Source organism: Pseudomonas sp. PSPC2-3, from assembly GCF_049898265.1.
In the GTDB taxonomy this organism is placed as follows: Bacteria; Pseudomonadota; Gammaproteobacteria; order Pseudomonadales; family Pseudomonadaceae; genus Aquipseudomonas; species Aquipseudomonas veronii.
This window is the reverse complement of sequence record NZ_JAFCXJ010000003.1, coordinates 76,943-94,510: the sequence shown is the minus strand read 5'-3', so window position 1 is coordinate 94,510 and position 17,568 is coordinate 76,943. Positions and strand designations below refer to the sequence as shown.

The 17,568-nt window shown below is 60.3% G+C and carries 22 protein-coding genes; 11 read left to right on the top strand and 11 right to left on the bottom strand.

Features of this window, described 5'->3' with window-relative positions:
• Together ACP7E3_RS07800 and ACP7E3_RS07795 are read right to left on the bottom strand one after the other, a co-directional pair.
• Complete coding sequence (locus ACP7E3_RS07800) at positions 1-1,431, bottom strand: amino acid permease (RefSeq protein ID WP_046384766.1); 1,431 nt, start codon at positions 1,429-1,431, stop codon at positions 1-3.
• A 151-nt stretch (positions 1,432-1,582) separates the two neighbouring features.
• Positions 1,583-2,860, bottom strand: coding sequence for a cystathionine gamma-synthase family protein (locus tag ACP7E3_RS07795; protein WP_426122774.1), 1,278 nt, complete (start codon positions 2,858-2,860; stop codon positions 1,583-1,585).
• Between the two features lie 559 nt (positions 2,861-3,419).
• Between ACP7E3_RS07795 and ACP7E3_RS07790 the strand changes: the two genes are divergently transcribed.
• From ACP7E3_RS07790 to ACP7E3_RS07740, 11 genes are all read left to right on the top strand, one after another.
• Positions 3,420-4,346 (top strand): sigma 54-interacting transcriptional regulator, encoded by a 927-nt coding sequence (locus tag ACP7E3_RS07790; protein ID WP_017844409.1) that lies wholly within the window; start codon positions 3,420-3,422, stop codon positions 4,344-4,346.
• 180 nt (positions 4,347-4,526) lie between these two features.
• Positions 4,527-4,730 (top strand): hypothetical protein, encoded by a 204-nt coding sequence (locus ACP7E3_RS07785; protein ID WP_017844410.1) that lies wholly within the window; start codon positions 4,527-4,529, stop codon positions 4,728-4,730.
• A 111-nt stretch (positions 4,731-4,841) separates the two neighbouring features.
• A complete protein-coding gene (locus ACP7E3_RS07780; RefSeq protein ID WP_232925850.1) occupies positions 4,842-5,204 on the top strand; it encodes a hypothetical protein in 363 nt (120 codons plus the stop codon).
• Positions 5,205-5,210: 6 nt separating this feature from the next.
• On the top strand, positions 5,211-6,017 hold the full coding sequence (gene sctJ / locus ACP7E3_RS07775; RefSeq protein ID WP_426122771.1) for a type III secretion system inner membrane ring lipoprotein SctJ: 807 nt from the start codon (positions 5,211-5,213) through the stop codon (positions 6,015-6,017).
• Positions 6,010-6,567: a hypothetical protein gene (locus ACP7E3_RS07770; RefSeq protein ID WP_046488039.1), complete on the top strand. Its 558-nt coding sequence runs from the start codon at positions 6,010-6,012 to the stop codon at positions 6,565-6,567. The genes sctJ and ACP7E3_RS07770 overlap by 8 nt, the downstream gene beginning before the upstream one ends.
• Before the next feature lie 2 nt (positions 6,568-6,569).
• Positions 6,570-7,166 carry a type III secretion system stator protein SctL gene (sctL, locus tag ACP7E3_RS07765; protein ID WP_046384771.1) on the top strand — a complete coding sequence of 199 codons (597 nt, stop codon included), beginning with the start codon at positions 6,570-6,572 and terminating at the stop codon, positions 7,164-7,166.
• Positions 7,167-7,252: 86 nt separating this feature from the next.
• Positions 7,253-7,471, top strand: a complete 219-nt coding sequence (locus ACP7E3_RS07760; protein WP_026139725.1) for a hypothetical protein — start codon at positions 7,253-7,255, stop codon at positions 7,469-7,471.
• 1 nt (position 7,472) lies between these two features.
• Positions 7,473-7,865, top strand: coding sequence for a hypothetical protein (locus tag ACP7E3_RS07755; protein WP_046384772.1), 393 nt, complete (start codon positions 7,473-7,475; stop codon positions 7,863-7,865).
• A gap of 14 nt (positions 7,866-7,879) precedes the next feature.
• Positions 7,880-10,021: a type III secretion system outer membrane ring subunit SctC gene (gene sctC, locus ACP7E3_RS07750; RefSeq protein ID WP_017844417.1), complete on the top strand. Its 2,142-nt coding sequence runs from the start codon at positions 7,880-7,882 to the stop codon at positions 10,019-10,021.
• Positions 10,018-10,221 (top strand): HrpT family type III secretion system protein, encoded by a 204-nt coding sequence (gene hrpT, locus ACP7E3_RS07745; RefSeq protein ID WP_017844418.1) that lies wholly within the window; start codon positions 10,018-10,020, stop codon positions 10,219-10,221. Before sctC ends, hrpT begins: the two co-directional genes overlap by 4 nt.
• Entirely contained in the window at positions 10,218-10,589 is a 372-nt protein-coding gene (locus ACP7E3_RS07740; RefSeq protein WP_017844419.1) for a hypothetical protein, read from the top strand. Before hrpT ends, ACP7E3_RS07740 begins: the two co-directional genes overlap by 4 nt.
• Here the strand turns inward: ACP7E3_RS07740 and sctU are convergent, their stop codons facing one another.
• From sctU to ACP7E3_RS07695, 9 genes are read right to left on the bottom strand one after another with little or no spacing between them, the layout of a single operon-like run.
• A complete protein-coding gene (gene sctU, locus ACP7E3_RS07735; protein WP_046488028.1) occupies positions 10,590-11,687 on the bottom strand; it encodes a type III secretion system export apparatus subunit SctU in 1,098 nt (365 codons plus the stop codon).
• Positions 11,684-12,472, bottom strand: coding sequence for a type III secretion system export apparatus subunit SctT (gene sctT, locus ACP7E3_RS07730; protein ID WP_017844421.1), 789 nt, complete (start codon positions 12,470-12,472; stop codon positions 11,684-11,686). The genes sctU and sctT overlap by 4 nt, the downstream gene beginning before the upstream one ends.
• A gap of 9 nt (positions 12,473-12,481) precedes the next feature.
• A complete protein-coding gene (gene sctS / locus ACP7E3_RS07725; RefSeq protein WP_017844422.1) occupies positions 12,482-12,745 on the bottom strand; it encodes a type III secretion system export apparatus subunit SctS in 264 nt (87 codons plus the stop codon).
• 7 nt (positions 12,746-12,752) lie between these two features.
• On the bottom strand, positions 12,753-13,406 hold the full coding sequence (sctR, locus tag ACP7E3_RS07720; protein ID WP_046384774.1) for a type III secretion system export apparatus subunit SctR: 654 nt from the start codon (positions 13,404-13,406) through the stop codon (positions 12,753-12,755).
• Positions 13,403-14,416, bottom strand: a complete 1,014-nt coding sequence (locus tag ACP7E3_RS07715) for a FliM/FliN family flagellar motor switch protein (protein ID WP_057005747.1) — start codon at positions 14,414-14,416, stop codon at positions 13,403-13,405. Before ACP7E3_RS07715 ends, sctR begins: the two co-directional genes overlap by 4 nt.
• Entirely contained in the window at positions 14,413-14,868 is a 456-nt protein-coding gene (locus tag ACP7E3_RS07710) for a type III secretion system HrpP C-terminal domain-containing protein (RefSeq protein WP_046384776.1), read from the bottom strand. Before ACP7E3_RS07710 ends, ACP7E3_RS07715 begins: the two co-directional genes overlap by 4 nt.
• Complete coding sequence (gene sctO / locus ACP7E3_RS07705) at positions 14,865-15,293, bottom strand: type III secretion system stalk subunit SctO (RefSeq protein ID WP_169885995.1); 429 nt, start codon at positions 15,291-15,293, stop codon at positions 14,865-14,867. The genes ACP7E3_RS07710 and sctO overlap by 4 nt, the downstream gene beginning before the upstream one ends.
• Entirely contained in the window at positions 15,280-16,638 is a 1,359-nt protein-coding gene (locus ACP7E3_RS07700) for a FliI/YscN family ATPase (protein WP_046384778.1), read from the bottom strand. Before ACP7E3_RS07700 ends, sctO begins: the two co-directional genes overlap by 14 nt.
• On the bottom strand, positions 16,635-17,537 hold the full coding sequence (locus ACP7E3_RS07695; protein ID WP_288076726.1) for an FHA domain-containing protein: 903 nt from the start codon (positions 17,535-17,537) through the stop codon (positions 16,635-16,637). Before ACP7E3_RS07695 ends, ACP7E3_RS07700 begins: the two co-directional genes overlap by 4 nt.
• Positions 17,538-17,568: the final 31 nt, after the last annotated feature.

Below are 17,568 nucleotides of genomic sequence, written 5' to 3'. Positions count from 1 at the left end.
CTAGAATGCATCGGACGGTTGTGCCAAGGGGGCAAGCGACAAGCGTCGCTCGCGGCTCTTGCGGGTAATGTAATACACGAAGTAGCACCAGGCGATGAATGGCAAACCGAAGTACAGCGCCACCCGCTGCTCGGGGTCGAAAGCGATCCCGACGCAGGCCAGGCTGCAGCAGGCCAGCGCTCCCAGAGGTACCCACGGATAACCCCGGACGCGGAACTTGAGGTCGCGGACATCACCGCCATTGGCCACATAGTGACGGCGGAATGCGATCTGGCTCGCGGCGATGCTCATCCACACCACCACTACCGCCAGCCCGGAAATCGACACCAGCGCCAGATAGACGGTGTCAGCGGCAAACACACTACTGAGCAACGAGGCACCGCCGCCGAACATGCTCAATACGATGGCATTCAACGGCGTCCCCGTGCGGGTCAGGTTAGAGAACTGCTTAGGCAGGTGTCCCTGATCGCTTAAGGTCCAGAGCATCCGCGAAGCGGCGTACAACCCGGAGTTGGCCGCAGACAACAGCGCCGTGATGATCACGAAGTTCATGATGTCGGCGGAGTAAGGAATGCCGATGTAGGTAAATACAGTGACGAACGGACTCTCCACCAAACCGGCCTGCTCGCGGGGCAACAGCGTCGCCAGGACGAAAATGGTGCCGACGAAAAAGATCGCCAGACGCAACACGGTAGTGCGAATGGCCCGCGGCACATTGCGCTGAGGGTCCTTGGTTTCACCGGCAGCGATACCGATCAACTCCGTACCGGAGAAGGCGAAGGACACCGCCAACAGGGTCATGGCAATCGACATGAAACCGGTGGGGAACAAGCCCTCGCGGGTGAAGTTACCCAGGCCGGCACTGTGCGCCTGATCGATATGCAACAGGCCGAGAATCGCCCCGCCGCCGATTATCAGGAACACCACCACCGTCACTACTTTGATCAAGGACAACCAGAACTCAGTCTCGGCAAACAAACGCACCGAGATCACGTTGGTCAGGAACACCACGCCAGCGAACAGCGCACTCCAGATCCACACCGGCGTGTCCGGGAACCAGCGCACCATAAGAATACCGGCGGCGGTGAATTCCGAGCCGATGGCCACGGTCCACGTCAGCCAATACAGCCAGGCCACGGTGTAGCCGGTACCTGGGCCAAGAAAGCGCGTGGCGTAGGTGCTGAAGGAGCCGGTTTCCGGCATCTGCACCGCCAACTCGCCCAGGCACATCATGACCATGTAGACCATGAGGGCGCCGATGATGTAAGCAATGACCGCACCTAACGGACCGGCCTGGTTAACGGTGTATCCGGACGTGAGAAACAGCCCGGTACCAATCACACCGCCCAATGCCAACATGACAATATGGCGCGTCTGCATTTCCTGTTTGAAACTGGCACGCGGGTTGATTTGCTGTTCTTGTATGGACATGGTTGTTCTCATGAAAGTTGGCGGGGCACGCATTAACGTCTGCGCTGAGTTACTGGGCAGAGTCAAAAAATGTCGCCACTGGGTTTTATTATTATTCCGCTTCATGAACGCCTCACTAACGGCCCTGTCGTGAGGGAGTAACGTTAAAACTTCAACTGGCTACCTCAGTGCATGTTTCATTGATTGAGGGCTGTTTGCTTGCTGGTAGCTGTTCATCCCGTGAATGCCTGACAAAGGCAAACGCCTGCTGCAGATCGTCGAGCAAATCATCGGTGTCTTCGATGCCGACGGAGACGCGTACCAGCCCTTCGGAGATACCCAGGGCCAGACGCTCCTCCAGCGTGTTCTCCACATGGCTGGTGGTCCGCGCCGGACCGTAAATGGTTTCCACCGCGCCCAGATTGCCCGCGCAGTGAGCAAAGCGCAGGCGCGGCAACAGCAACTTGACCGTGTCCATGCCACCGACCAGGACAAAACTGACGATGGCACCGAAACCGGACATTTGCGCACACGCCACAGCGTGGTTAAGGTGGCTGGTCAAGCCGGGATAATTCACCGACGCCACCAACGGTTCGGTGCAGAGGAACTCTGCCAGGGCACGGGCACTGTGTTGCTGCTGACGCAGGCGCAGCACCAGCGTTTTCATGCCGCGGATGATCATGTAGGCCGAGAAGGGATCGAGCGTCGCACCGTTGATTTCCCGGTAATGACGAACCTTGGCCATCAACCATTCGCTGCCGCATACCAGGCCGCCGAGCACATCGCCATGACCACTGAGGAACTTGGTCGCGCTGTGGATGACCACGTCCACGCCCAGCGCCAGTGGGTTTTGATTCAGCGGCGTGGCAAAGGTGTTGTCCGCCACCACCACGGCACCGACGCGCTTGGCCGCAGCCACCAGACGCTGGATATCGAGGATTTTCAGGGTCGGGTTGGTCGGTGTTTCCAGGTACACCAACTGGCAGCCTTTGGCGATTTCACGCTCGATCTCCTCGTGATCGAACGTCTCGCACAAGGTCACCTCGACGCCCATGCGCGGCAGGAACTCTTCGAAAATCTTGTTGGTTCCGCCATAGCTGTCCTTAGTGGACACCACACGATTGCCGTGGGCCAGGAAGGTGTAAAGCACACTGCTGATCGCCGCCATGCCACTGCTGAAGGCCACGGCGGACTCAGCATGTTCCAACTCGCGGATTTTGGCTTCGAGGGTCTCGACCGTCGGGTTGCTCATGCGGCTGTAGATAAAGCCCGGAGCATTGCCCTGAGCAACGTCGTACCAGACGTCGATGTCGTCGTAACCGTAAGCGGCACTGACCACGATAGGTGTTTGAGTGGCATTGTAGGGGTGCCTGACTTGCTCCCCACCCCAGACCGCCCGGGTCCCCGCTCCGGCATTTTCAAGCCTTGTGCTGTCAGGTTTATTGTTCATTAAGACTACTCGCACTGAGAGTGGTGAATGTTGAATCATTAATCGGATCTGGCGGCCAATATATTGAAAACCCATGCGCCCGAGAAACGATGTTATCGGTGCCAAAGGGCTGTTTTTTTTAATGGCTATCCATGTGCGGGGTGAGGGGGTCCAGCCCTGGTGGTTTTTTGTGCGGGCAGTGGGCTGTCTAGCTGGCTGATTTAACGTGCAAACGTTGATTGCGGTAGAAGCCGAACTATAAAGGGCGATGCATCAAGATAGTGAAACATCGCCACACATTATAAAATAACGAGAATTCTAGAACACACACCGCAACATAACTGCACCCTCATCAAACATCCCAACTATTCCTCATCACTCTAAGATTTATCTTACACCAACCACGGGCAACTACCCCGAGCAGCGCTTGCAACTTTATAGTTCTTGCGATTCAAGTACCCGAGCGACTCTACAGCTCAAGCAGCGCATCATGACAACACTAAGCTTTCCTGTTTAACTGCGTGCCGGCCCATAGGTTAATTGCCCTCCTGACGTGGCAACAGTATCGGAGCACAACACGATGTCGACGCTCTGCGAAAACGTTCTTATAACGGACATGACCTTTAGCGATTGCCCGGCCATCGAAACGACCGTGAACAATACGGCCGTTCTCGATATCGATATTCTCCTCTTGGGAGAAACCGGCACAGGTAAAGATACGTTGGCGCAACGCATCCATCAGCTGTCTCGTCGCAAAGGAAACTTCGTTGCAGTTAACTGTGCCGCCATCCCGGAAACCCTGGCCGAAAGCCAACTGTTCGGCGTCAACAGCGGCGCCTACACGGGCGCCATGCAATCTCGCGCGGGGTTTGTCGAAGCCGCTCATCTGGGCACCCTATACCTCGACGAAATCGACAGCATGCCGCTGTCGCTGCAAGCCAAGCTGTTACGTGTACTGGAATCACGCGGGGTCGAACGCCTGGGGTCTACACGATTTATCCCGGTAGACATGCGTGTGATCGCCTCGGCCCAGCACGCCTTGCACGAAATGGTCGAGCAAGGCACTTTCCGACGCGACCTCTACTTCCGTCTGAATGTGGTCAATATCCACCTTCCAGCCTTACGGGATCGGCGAGAGCGGATCATTCCCTTGTTCCTGGACATGATTGAGCAAGAGGCCGATCACTTCCGGCTCGCCGCGCCGTCGCCCCCCAGCAAGCAGTTATTGCAACAACTGCTGTGCCACCCGTGGAAGGGCAACGTGCGCGAACTGCGCTCGACGGCCAAGCGATTCGTGTTGGGCCTGCCGCCGTTATCCACCGCGGTGATCAACCGACATGAACTTGAATTGAACCTGAAGACACGATTGCAACAGATGGAGAAATCGTTGATTGAAGAATCGCTTCGTCAACACGACCACTGTGTGGACAGTGTGGCAATCGCTTTAGGCGTCGCCAAGCGAACGCTGTACCACCGAATAAAGCATTTGGGAATATCACTCAACTGAAACAGGGTGCCGCCCCTGTTAACGCAATAACATCTTTTGAAACATACCTTCCCGCAACATATGGAACGCATGAATCCGTTTAGCCACATAAGTCATGGAACAGCGATACAGGTGTGCAACAGCGTCTTTTGATGTATCGCTGACTCCAGTAAAACTAACGTCAAGCACGGAGAAAACAACATGACTATCGGTTCGATTGGCTCGTATTCTGGCGCCTCCTATGGTGGCGGTGACGCCAACAATATGTCTGCTGATGAGGCAGATGCTGGTATGGAGGCTGTAGAATCAAAGAAGCGCAAAGATGGCGTAAAAAACGCATATAAAGCAGCAGAGAACGCTAATACCAACGGTATTAAAGCAGCCGCTGACATGCTCCGCCTGTAATAGCTGAACGCTTGCTGGCCTTCTCGACAGTCGATGCCGGGAAGGCCATACCGCCACGAGCGTTGTCATATACACGCTCATCTTCTAACCCTTATCTGACAGGGCAACATGATGATAGGCAGCATCCGCACGACTGAAATCAATCAACTCCCTGGCACCTCGGGCATACAGGAGGCCTCCCACTCGGCCACCGATGTCAGCTTTTTCAACTCAACGCTCATGCCTTCCCCAGTTGCGAATACCGCGGTCGATCATGCGCTGCCACCGAATGTGCTTTCCGAAGCCGCAGGCAAGCTCAATTCCATGACTGAGCGTATGACCAAAAGCCTGCGGGCATTAAGCAGCAAGAACAAACTGGAAGAGGCGCGAAAATATCCGGGGCAACTTTCCGACGCACTCCTGCTGACGCACATGTTGTCGAAGAGCGTCGGTAAAACCGCGCAGTGCATCGATAAAATCAGCAACCTCCAGTAGGCCAACATGACTCGCCCGTGGCTTATCCTAGTAATCCTGTCGCTCTCATTCTTGCTCAATGCCTGCAGTGACCGTGTCGAACTTCATCGTCAGTTAACCGAACAAGAGGCCAATGAGGTCGTTGCGGAACTGGCGGACAAACATATCCGCGCCACCAAGGTTCCCGCGAAAGATGGCGTTGTGGTGGTGGTCAACTCAACCGATATCGGCCGCGCTGTGCGAACGCTGGAGGCCGCCGGCCTCCCGCGGGTCGCGCGCGCGACGCTGGGCGACACCTTTCGCAAAGAGGGGGTTATTTCCACCCCGCTTGAAGAACGAGCACGCTACATCTATGCCCTGTCCCAGGAGCTGGAGACCACGCTGTCGAACATCGATGGCGTCATCGTGGCTCGCGTACACGTGGTGCTGCCCGAGCGCGTCGCTCCGGGGGAACCGGTACAACCCGCCTCCGCCTCGGTGTTCATCAAGCATGACCCGCGACTCGACCCCGACAATATCAGGGCCCGGGTGCGCAGGATGGTTGCAAGCAGTATTCCGGGGATGACCGCCGCGGTGGAAAACCCGCAAAAGCTGACGGTCGTCTTCGTGCCGGCAACCGCTTACTTAGAGCAGCAACGGTTGGCTTACTTCGGGCCGTTCCTGGTTCCGGGAGATGACATCGGTTTTTGGCGGGCCAGTGTGACATTCGGGCTGATCGCCCTGGCGCTGATAATCGCGGCGGGCATGTTCTGGCATAAACGCACACAAAGAGCCGCAGACGCGCTGTCAGACGGCCCATCCCCGGATGCGCCTGTCCAGGCCCGCAATGAGTAATCTCTCATGGGCCCAATGGTGGTCCGCGCCCTGGTTGTGTGCCCACGAAGACTGGAAAGCCCCCGTTCAACACGCCGCGCTGAATGAGCTGCACCGCAGCCGGCAGGTCGTCACGGGCACGCCTTATGGCGTTGCCCCTTGCCTGCCGCCAATGCCCGACCCCGCACTCCTGCAACTGGCACTCGCCCCCACGGATCAACTCGACCTGGGGCTCGCCCTGATTGACGGCATCTGCCGTCCCGCCTATGCCACCGCACTCGATGACAACCATCGACAGTGGTGCAACAGGCTGGCCAAGGCCCTGCCCCTGGATATGGTGCAACCCGATAATGACCCGCTGCAATTGCTCCGCGCCTGGGTCACGCCGGCCACCTGGCAGCGCATCCGGTTGCGTTTTGCGCGCCGGCGCATTTTGGATCTGGACGAAAAAGCCCTGTCGCTCGGCGACTCCCATAGCCGCCTCGATACCCTTTGGCATGCGGTGGCGTGGCGCATTGGCGCGATGAACAGGAACAGTAGCGCTGCCGCCTCAGAGGGGCACGGAGATTAACGATGTTATGCCGATATAAAATCAGCTCGCCCGGGGGCGCGCCGCCCCTGCCGGGGAGCCTGATCTCTTGCGAAACACTGGCGAGCTATACCCAGGCCAGCAATGTGGTGGACCAGGCAAAAGCCGAGGCCAGGCAGTTGCTGAAGACGGCACACACCCAACGTGAAGCGCTGCTGGAAAAAGTCAGCGTTGAAGTATGGCAACGTGCCAATGCACAACTCAAACGCTGGGAAATCGAGCGTCAGGCCCTGTGCGACAGCCTTGAACAATACGCCACCTCGATCGCCAACCAGGCGATTCACCTGCTGCTTGAAGACACCCCCGCGCCCCAACGCATGGCCGCCCTGATCAAGCAATTACTGGCGAGCCATGTGCCAGCGGTGAAGGCAACATTGGTTTGCCACCCGCTCGAATTGGAGGCGGTGCGGGCATGCCTGACCAACCGCGGCAGCACGCACTGGACACTGCGCGCCGACGATACGATCAAACTGCAATCGCTCATATTGACCACCGAAGAAGGGGACTTCCGGATTGACTGGACGTCCTTGATCAATATTTTCATGAAGCCCGATGACAGCCCTTCAGACAACGGGTTTTAAACACACTTCATGAAATAAAAATTGCCGCACATGGAACCAATTCGAAATACAAACCAAAAAGGAGAACATCCCAACGGAGTGAATCCATGAACTATTACGACGGTTACAGCAATCGGCTTTTAAACGACGCAAGGGAGGTTAAACGTGACCTCAACCTCGCCGCAGAAACCAATTCCGGGTCTGAAGAAGACCTTGCCTTTTTTTTCGATCTTGTCGCCAAGCATCGAACTTCCGAATACGTCTTCAATGAGCATGCCCGCGTCAAACATATGCTCCTGAAGTCAGGCCTGGACAGCGGTCAGTAACTTGAACGCGCTGCTGGCCGAGTGTTTGAAACGCGGCTCCGGAGAATTGAGGTTATTCGAAAACAATGACGAAATTATCCTGCGTCATTGTTCGAACAGCCTGTTGCTCAGTGTCCAGTTGACGCCACTTCGCCCGGACAAATCATTGCTGCTGAGCTGGCTGCGACTGGGCGAGGTCAGCCTGGAACACTTTCCAGGCGCTCTCGCCCAGGCGCCGGCCAGTGGCGCGCTCTGGCTGATGCATTGCCTGCATGACAAGCACGACGAACAGCAGCTGCAGCTCTGCCTCGAGTCCCTGCTCAACCAACGCGATACCTGGCGCGCCACCGTCGCGCGCCTCCACAGATCGGCGCCTCGACGCAACCCCACCTCCCTACGTTCGTTGCTGTACTAATCAGAGAAGCTTCTATGCATAACAAGATCCACAAGCGCGACAGCTTGCGCATTGACCCGCCCGAAACTTCATCCAGACGCGCCGATTGGCGGTGCCTGATCGCCCTGACCTGCTTGCTGGCCCCGGCGCCAGGCGCCCTCGCCGCCATCCCCGCCGAATGGAAGAACACGGCATACGCCTATGAAGCCCAGCACAAGCCGTTACGTGAAGTCCTGGAAGATTTTGCCCAGACCTTCGGCACCCAACTCCAGATCGAGGGCCTGCTGGAGGGCAACGTCAACGGCAAGATACGCGCCAATACCCCGCAGTCGCTGCTCGACAGGCTGGGCGTTGAACACCGCTTCCAGTGGTATCTCTACAACAACACCCTGCACATCAGCACCCTCGATCAGCAAGAGTCCGCACGCCTGGAGGTGTCGTCCGAAACCATTGCCGACCTCAAGCAGGCGCTGACCGATATCGGCCTGCTCGACAGTCGTTTCGGCTGGGGCGAATTGCCGGAGGACGGTGTCGTCCTGGTCTCCGGCCCCCGGCGCTATATCGAACAGATCAAGCAGTTCAGCAGCCAGCGCCGTTCACCGGACGAAAAGCAGAGCGTGTTGAGCTATCCGCTCAAGTTCGCCAACGCCGCGGACCGCCAAATGGAATACCGCAACGAAAGAATCACCATCCCCGGCGTGGCTACCATGCTGCGCGGGCTGCTCGACCCACGCAATCCCGCGATGCTCACCGGCATGACTCAGCGCTCCCCCGCGCAGTCCCAGCCCGCGCCCCTGACGCCGGCGTTCCCGCGCCTGAGCAACCCGCTGCTGGGGCAGATGCTCGGCACACCCGCGCCAACCGGGCCGGTGGACGCCGGCATAGCGCTGACGTCGCGGGCGCCGGTCAACCCCAGCCGAATCCGCGTCGAGGCCGATGTGCGCAACAACGCAATTCTGATCTATGACCTGCCGGAGCGTCAGGGGATGTACCGCGAGCTGATCAGTCAGCTCGACGTGGCGCGTAAACTGGTGGAAATCGACGCCATCATCCTCGACATCGAACGCACCCAATTACGTGAGTTCGGCGTCAACTGGGGCTTTCAAAACAGTCGCTTCCGCGGCGGGGTCAACATGGCGCCCGGCACCTCATCACAATTGTCGATCGAAAACCGCGACCGCTTTTACGCCGACGTGCGCGCCCTGGAAGCGCGCGGGCTGGCAACCATGGTCTCCAACCCATCGGTGCTCACCCTGGAAAACCAACCGGCGGTGATCGACTTCAACCGCACCCAGTACCTGACGGCCGGCAACGAGAACGCGACCATCCTGCCGATCACCGTCGGCACCAGTTTCCAGGTCGTGCCTCGCGTCATCACCAGCCGCGGTGGCCATCAGATCCACCTGGCGGTGGACATCGAAGACGGTAACTTCGACGAGTCCAACCCCGAACGCATCGGCCCCGATGTGCGTCGGGGCAAGGTCAGCACCCAGGCCGTCATGGCGGAAAAACGCTCCCTGGTGGTGGGCGGTTTCCATGTAACGAACAGCGCGGACAAGCAAAACAAGATCCCCTTGCTGGGGGACATTCCGTTGCTGGGCAAAGCGCTGTTCTCTTCGACGGAACGCCAGAACAACCGGCGCGAACGTTTGTTCATTCTCACCCCGCGCGTGATCGGCGATCAGTCCGACCCATCGCGTTACTTGCCGCAGGCCGACCAGAGCGAGTTGCAGGCCGCACTCAAACCCCTGGCACGGCGCTTGGCCCCACATCAGCCGGTGATCAACCGCAGCGACATCACCAGCATCCTGGCGCATCTGGTCAGCGGGCAAGTGCCCAAAGCCTTCAAGGCCGCACCGATGCCGCTGGCGCTGAACACGTTGTGTACCCCTCGCGAGCTGTTGGCGCTCAATACCGAGCGCAGCCAGTGGTATGCCGGCCCGCAGTTCAACGTGGCAGTGGTGGTGCTGCGCAATCAGTACAAGCGCAATGTCCGCATCGATGAAAAAGAATGCAGCAACTCCGAGACCCTGGCGGTCACCGTCTGGCCACGCGCCTGGCTCAAGCCGGGCGAAGAAGCCGAAGTGTTCATCGCCATGCGCCCGGTGGTGAAGGACGAACACCTGAGTGTGCCGCGCCCGTCCCTGCTCACGCCAACCCGGAAGACCACGCCATGAAGCCAAGACTGTTGTGTGCCACCCTGATGATTACCGCGTTGTTCATCAGCGGTTGCACCCCGACCTGCAAAGGGGACTCCTGCTCACGCCCACAATCGACCAGCAATAAATTGGTGATCTGGTGGCCGCCGCACATGCGCGTCGAACCCGGCCCGGCCGGGGAGCGTTCGGACTATCAAACGGTGTCGCTGGAACGATGAACGCCGGGAGGGTGCCGGACGATGAGCGGCATCGGCAGGCATTCTTCGATAGCCTGGTGAGCGGCGATGCCGCTCACCTGCCGTTGTGCCTGGGCATCGCCCTGCACACACGGCACGCCAACGCCCGCCCGGGGTTGGCATTGCACATCAGCCAGGCGGCCTTGCAAGCCGGGCAACTGCAACGCGTGCTGGAACGCCGTTTCGATCAGGCAGTGGTATTTGATGGCTGCTATATCTACCTCGATGCCCAGGGCGCACTGGTGATCTGGCACGCCCTGCCCGCCGAGCTTCAGGCCGTGGATCAAGTCCTCAGCCGAATGCTGTCGCTGGCCGACCTCGACGCCTTGGATGGTTTCGCCAACCGCTGATCAGCGCTGCTCCAGCTCCGGCAACTCGAGGGTTTCACGCTTGGCCTCATCGTCGAGGTCGCGCAAGGTACGGTAGATCAACGCCACCGCGTGCAAGGTCTCGCGCGGAATGCCCGCCCCCAGTTTTGCCTCGTACAGCGTGCGGGCCAACCATACGCATTGAATCACCGGGACATCCGCCGCCTTGGCTCGATCAATCAGCTTACGCGCATTCGCGTCCGTGCCCTTGGCCACCAGTTTCGGCAGCGGCGTTTGGCCGGGGCGGTAATACAACGCGACGGCAAAGTGCGTCGGGTTGACCACCAGCATGTCCGACTCCTCCAGCTTGGGCAGCTTGACCTTGGGTTCTTCCTGGGCCAACTGATAAGCCAACGAGCGCCGCTGGCCCTTGACGTGGGGATCGCCCTCCATGTCTTTGTACTCTTTGACCACCTCGACCTGAGTCATACGCATGCGCTTGGCAAAAAAGTACTTCTGCAACGTCAGGTCGATAAGCGCCAGCACCAGCAGCACCCCCAGACACGCGTGCAACAAGTGCCGAAAGAGTGTGATCAGCGCGAGGATGTAGGTTTGCAGATCGCTGTTGGCAAGGTTGATCAGGGCGCCCAGCGACGGGCCAATCACCACGTACAGTATCAAGCCCAGGAGCAATGACTTGCCGATGCCCATCAACAAGTTCATGAGGGATTGGGCGGAGAACATCTGCTTGAGCTGGGTGAGCGGGTTCAGCCGGTTGAAGTCCAACTTCAGGGATTCGGGGGCGAACAGCAAGCCGAACTGCATCCAACTGCTGATCAGCTTCACCCCGATCGCGACCCCGACCATCAGCAGGCCGAAGGAGAAAAACAACACCAGCGCCTCCGTCAGCACTTCTTCCAGGGCGCGCGCAAAGGGTTGCCCTATGCGCGCCAGCGGCAGTGCGATCATCTGCTGGAAGCGCTGCATGCTGGTGTCGGCCGTGAACAAGGCGATCTCACTCAAGGCCGTCAGTACCAGCAACTTACCCACGTCCTGGCTCTGCGCGACTTGGCCTTTCTTGCGCTGGTCACGCAGTTTCTTGGCACTGGCGGGGTGTTTCTTTTCCCCTGAGTCACTCATGTAAAAGGCCCCTTGAACAGCAGGCCCAGGGAATGCTTGAGGTCACTCAGCAGCGCCATGCGCCCGACGATCAAGTCCTGCAGCAGGGCGAAATACAGCAGCAGAATACCGATGCCGGCCAGGCATTTGATCGGCGGGGCCAGCGTACTCACCTGCAGTTGCGGGCTGTAGATCCCCAACAGTGCCACGCCGAACTCGAGCAACAGCAGTACGGCGATAAAGGGCGCGGCGTACAGCATCATGTGAGTGAAGGTGTCGCCGACCAACTCGACAAACACACTGAGGCCATTGGCCGCCGGCAACGGAAACCACACGGTCGGCGGCCAGATCAGGTAGCTGTCCCAGATCACCTGGGTCAGTGCGCCCAGGCCCAGGCTGGCCATCAATAAAAAAATCGCCAGTTGCTTGAACAAATGCCCGATCGGCGTGGCGTCGGGGCCCAGCGACGGGTTGAGCTGACCGCCGGCCAAAGCCCCGCGCTGGTTGTCCAACAGCGCCCCGACCGACTCGAACATCCAGAACGGCATCGACAGCAACACCCCCAGCAAAACGCCCAGGATCGCCTCTTTGAGCACCAGCGCGCCCAACATCATCGCGGAGAGTTCCTGCCCCATCAGCGCCGCATGAATACCCGGCGCGGGCATCAACGCCATGACCATCACCACGGCGTGCCTGGGCATGCCGCGAATGTGCTGGAAACAGAACGCCGCGACCAGAAAAGCGCAGGGGTAGATGCGTGCCATGCCGATCAGCAGGCTTGGCAGTAAATCAAGATAGAGCAGCATGGGCACGCCTCAATTCAAGGCCGAACGGGCGATCATGTCGAACGTCAGGTTGATCAACTGGACCAACTCCAGGCCAATCCAACGCCCGGTCACCACCAACGTGACGCCAACGGCGACCAGCTTGACGCCGAAAGGCAGCGTCTGGTCTTGTATCTGCATCAGCGCCTGGATCAGTGACGTCAGGACGCCCACGATCACCGCGACAATCAGCGGCGGCGCCGTCAGCACCACCACCAGCAGCATGCCCTGTTTGAACAGTACGATCGGTTCCATAGGCAGCTCAGAGATAGGAAAGGAACAGGCTGTCCAGCAGCCGCGACCAGCCGGACACCATCACAAACAGCAGTAATTTGAGCGGCAGGGAAATGGTCATGGGCGAAACCATTTGCATCCCCAGCGCCAGCAGCAGGTTGGAGACAATCAGGTCGATCACGATAAAGGGGATGTAGATCAAGAAGCCGATCTCGAACCCCGCCTGCAACTGCGACAACACATACGCCGGGATCAGCAGGATCAGGTCTTCGCGCTGGACCTCCTGCGCCATGGCCGGCGGCCACATGCGCGCGGTGTTTTCCAGCAGGTGGGTGAGGATGTCCGGGTCACTGTTACGCACCATGAACGTCCGCAACGGCTGCACCGCCTCAAGCCCGGTCTGTTGCAGCGTGCTCACGTTGCTCAAGTCCAGGGGCGATACCTTGACGACCTCCGCGATCTCATAGCCCACCGGCGCCATGATGAACAGCGTCGCCGCCAATGCGATGCCGTTGATGGCCATGCTGGGCGGCACCTGCTGCACACCGATCGCGTTGCGGGTAATCATCAGCACAATCACGATCTTCAAGAACGCGGTGCAGACGATCAACAGCATGGGCATCAACGACAAGGCACCCACGAACACGGCCAGGACAATCGGGTCTACGCCTTGAAAACTCATCGGGAAAAAATCACACGAGACATCTGCAACCCCAGGCGACCGTCCACCTCCACCAATTGCCCCACGCCCAGCGGGCGGTCGCCGTAATACAACCCGGCCATGCCCGGCGCATACCCGGAAATGCCCAGCACCGCGCCGGGCGCCAGGTTGCGCAGCTCGCCGAGGGTCAGGTTGAGCGTGCCGCATCGCACATTGAGCGCCATGCTCAGTTCGTCGAACGGTTCATGCCCGAAGACATCCACCACCGGCGTGTCGTCTTCATGCCCTGCATAGGGCGGTGTTGCGAAATCCTCTTCCAAAGGCGCTTCCTCGATCGAAGTAAGGGTCAGGCAGACAGGCCCGGATTCATCATCAATAAACACGCACAGGCGTTGCCTGCCGACCTGCACATGGCCGTTGCCATGGGCTTGGAAATACACCTGCTCGAACATCAGCACATCGCCGGCGCGCAGGCCGCGCAATTGGCTGAGGGGCACGCGCAGGCGCCCGATCGTCACGGGCAGCGCCAACTGAAAACGCGTCGGCATCGGGCTGGCCATGCGGCGCCACGGCCCGGCCTCGCACAACGCCAGAAAGCTCTCGGTCGACAGCCACAGATAGCCCACCACGTGGGAAGCGCCGAGCGTCACGCACAACCGGCAACCGAAGTTCAACGGCCGGGCAGAGGGCAATAGCCGCAGATGCCCCAACAGCGCCCGCACCTGGGCACTCAAATGATGTTGAAACAGGGCCCAGAACCAGGAGTCCGGATCGTTGCCCGCCTGCGCCAACGTCACCGGGCATTCGCCCAGCAAGCTGAATTGCGGCCCCGGCTCACTGAACCCCAATACGCCGCAGGCTGTTTCGAAACAGAGCGGCTGGACGCCCATGGGGGCCGCCCCGGGTTCCAGCCGCAACTCTCCGCGCAGCTCGCCAACCTGGTACGACATGCGCAATCCGCGCCCCAACCGTTGCCGGGCCGCCACCACATCGCCCTTGACCGTGGGTAACGCCAGGGAGGGCATCATCATGCCAGCGCCGTATGTGCCAAATGCACGCTGACCGGCCGTGCCAGGCTCGCGGCGAGCCTTTGCTCGAACTGTTGCCGTACCCCGCTGAGCCAGCGCGTCGTGCCCTCTCGCTCGGCGCGCAACTCAACCCTCCAGGCGCCCTGCTCTCGGCCGATGCTGCTGTCGATCCGCCCCAGGTGCGGCAAATACAAGACCGCCGTCAGCGGCCACTGCGACACGCCGTCCATCCGCGAAACCAATTGCTCGCTCAACGCATCGACCCTGGCGGTTTCCCCCGAAGCCTTGATTCCGGCCAGGAACTGCCATTGGCTCGCGTCGTCGCTGTCATCATTCAACAACTGGGCAAACAGCCGTTGCTCCCAAGGCGCCAGCGCGTCGATTGCCGGCACACGGTCGCCCCAGAACTCAAGCGGGTACTGGCGCTCAGACGGGTTGACTGAAACGTGGTTCATAGCGGTTCCTGCGCGAGTAAATGGGAGAGTTCTTGGATTTTTTCCACCTGGCGCAGACACAAGGTCACGTGCTTTTGCGCACTGCCGACCTGCACCGCCTGCTCTTCGCGTTGCCCTTGCAGGGTCTTCAACTGGCTTTCTTCGCGGCGGGTGCCGGCCGACAAGTGCTGCTCCTTGGCGCTCCAGGTTTTCAGCGCCTTGAAGGTCACCACCTGGCCCTGGTGTTCACTCAACAGTTGCGCGCATTGCCGGGCCTCTTCCTGGCGCGTTTGCTCCAGCGTCTCCTGGGCCTGCTGGATATGCACCACCAGCGTTTGGTGCGCCCGCTTGGCCTCGCGCAGCGCCCGCTCGGCGCGGTCTGCGCGGTATCGACGCAAGCGCCGCAAGGTGTCGATGTCACTCGGCAATACGTCAGAAAGGGACATAGGCAGTCAGCTCCATCAGGTGATCCAGGGTCGAGGCGATGGGCGAGGGTTCACGCAGGTCCTGGCGCAGGAAGTCATCCACCGCCTGGCGGCTGTCCACGGCCAGATCGGTCAGCGCATCGTTGCCGGGCTGGTACTCGCCCAACTTGAGCATCAACTCGATCTGCTGGTAAGCCGACAACAGGCGGCGCAACGCCGTGCCCGACTGGATGTGCCCAGGCTCGGCAACGTTGCTCAAAATTCGTGAAAGGCTAGCCAGCACATCCACTGCCGGGTAGTGGCCCCGCTCGGCCAGCTTGCGAGACAGCACGATATGGCCGTCGAGCAGCGAGCGAACTTCATCGGCCACCGGATCGCTCATCGAGTCCTGCTCGATCAGCACGGTGTAGATCGCGGTGATCACGCCTTCGCGCGTCAACCCGGCGCGCTCCACCAAGCGCGGCAACAAGCTGTACACCGACGGCGGCAAACCACCGCGGCCCAACGGTTCACCGGCGGCCAGGCCGATTTCACGCTGGGCCCTGGCGAAACGGGTCAACGAGTCGATCAGCAACAACACCCGCTTGCCCTTGCGCCGGAAACCTTCGGCCAGCGCCGTCGCCGTGAACGCGGCACGCGCGCGCTCCATGCTGGAGCGGTCGGACGTGGCACACACCAGCACGGCCTTGGCACGCAACTGGTCATCCAGTTCGTGATCGAGGAACTCGCGCAATTCGCGGCCCCGTTCACCGATCAGGCCGAACACAATCACATCGCATTCCACATTACGGGCGATCTCGGCCAACAACGTGGTTTTGCCACAACCGGCGCCGGCGAACAGCCCGACACGCTGGCCCTCGCCCAACGTCAGCAAGCCATCGATCGAGCGCACGCCAGTGGCCAACGCGCGACTGATGCGCGGGCGCTCCGTGGGCAATGGCGCCTCGCACAACACCGTGGTCGCGTCGGGCGTATCCGCCTCGACGAACGCACTGGGGCCCTCGCCGGCAATCGGCCGACCAAAACCATCCAGCACCTGGCCCAACAGCTCGTCGCTGACCCGCACCCGGTGCGGCACCCCCAGGCGCTCCACCGCGGCGCCGACGCGCACCCCCTCCAGATTGCCCAGGGCACTGAGCACCGCATCCTGCTGATCGAACCCGATGATTTCGGCCAGCATGTAATCGCCAGGCTTTTTTTCGACCTGGCACAGATCACCGATACGCGCCTGGGGCAGCCGGCACTGCAACAGCATGCCGTTGACACGCTGGATACGCCCGCGCATCGACACCGGCGCGAAACGGGCCAGGCCCTGGGACTGAATCAATTGCCACGCGTCGAGACGCTCCTGCACCGTGCCGCTCACCAGCGCACCTCATAGCGTTGCGCGCCGTCGAACACCACCTTGCTGTTGTCGATCAGCACCAGCCGCAGGCCATCCACCTCATCGCCGACGAACAAACGGTCGCCGTGTTCCAACACCACATGACCGCTCGGCCCGCCGACGATCTGCAAGATCTTGAACGGCAGGATGCTGTCACGTACCCGTACACGACTGATCACCGGCACGGCGGTATCGAACTGTTCAGCAAAGCGGCTGAGCATGCGCGCCACGAGTTCGACCTCTTCCTGGGACACATCGCCATTGAGGGCGATCTGCCCATTGATCACCTGCAAGCCGACGCGATGGTCCAGCTCGCGCTCGCCGAGCATCTTGAGCAACTGCTGACGCACCTCGAGCGGCGAACCGAGGTTGGGCTTTTGCGGCTCGACGGGCATCAACGACGCCTGGGCCTCATGCTCGCCGGTGGACGCCATGCCGACCGCCACGATAATCACCGCACACACCAGCACCAGACTGATCAGGCGCTTCTGCTGAAACGGCGGGATGGACGACAGCACCAGCGCGGGCGGCGTCTCCTGGCGCGGCTCGGCGGCTGGCGTGACCTGCGCGGCCGCCGCCCGGGGCCAAGGCTGGTCGGCCAAGGCGACGCACAGGCGAATGCTGCCCAGCGAAAAAGGCGTATTGAGCGCCAGGTCGGCGATCTGTGCCAGCGCCTGTCCGGTGCTGCTTTGCAACAGCCCGGCTTCCGCCTGCACCGACCAGAACCCGTCGATCAACCGCAGCCGCGCATGATGCTCGACCACGCCGGCGTCGGTCAGCAGCAGGTCGGCGTCCGTGTGACAACCCAGGCTCCACTGCTCGCCAAACAACGGCAACGCAGCGCCCTGATTCAACCCCTCCAACACGCGCAGTTCAAACATCAGCAAGCCCTCCCTGGCGTGGGTATGTACG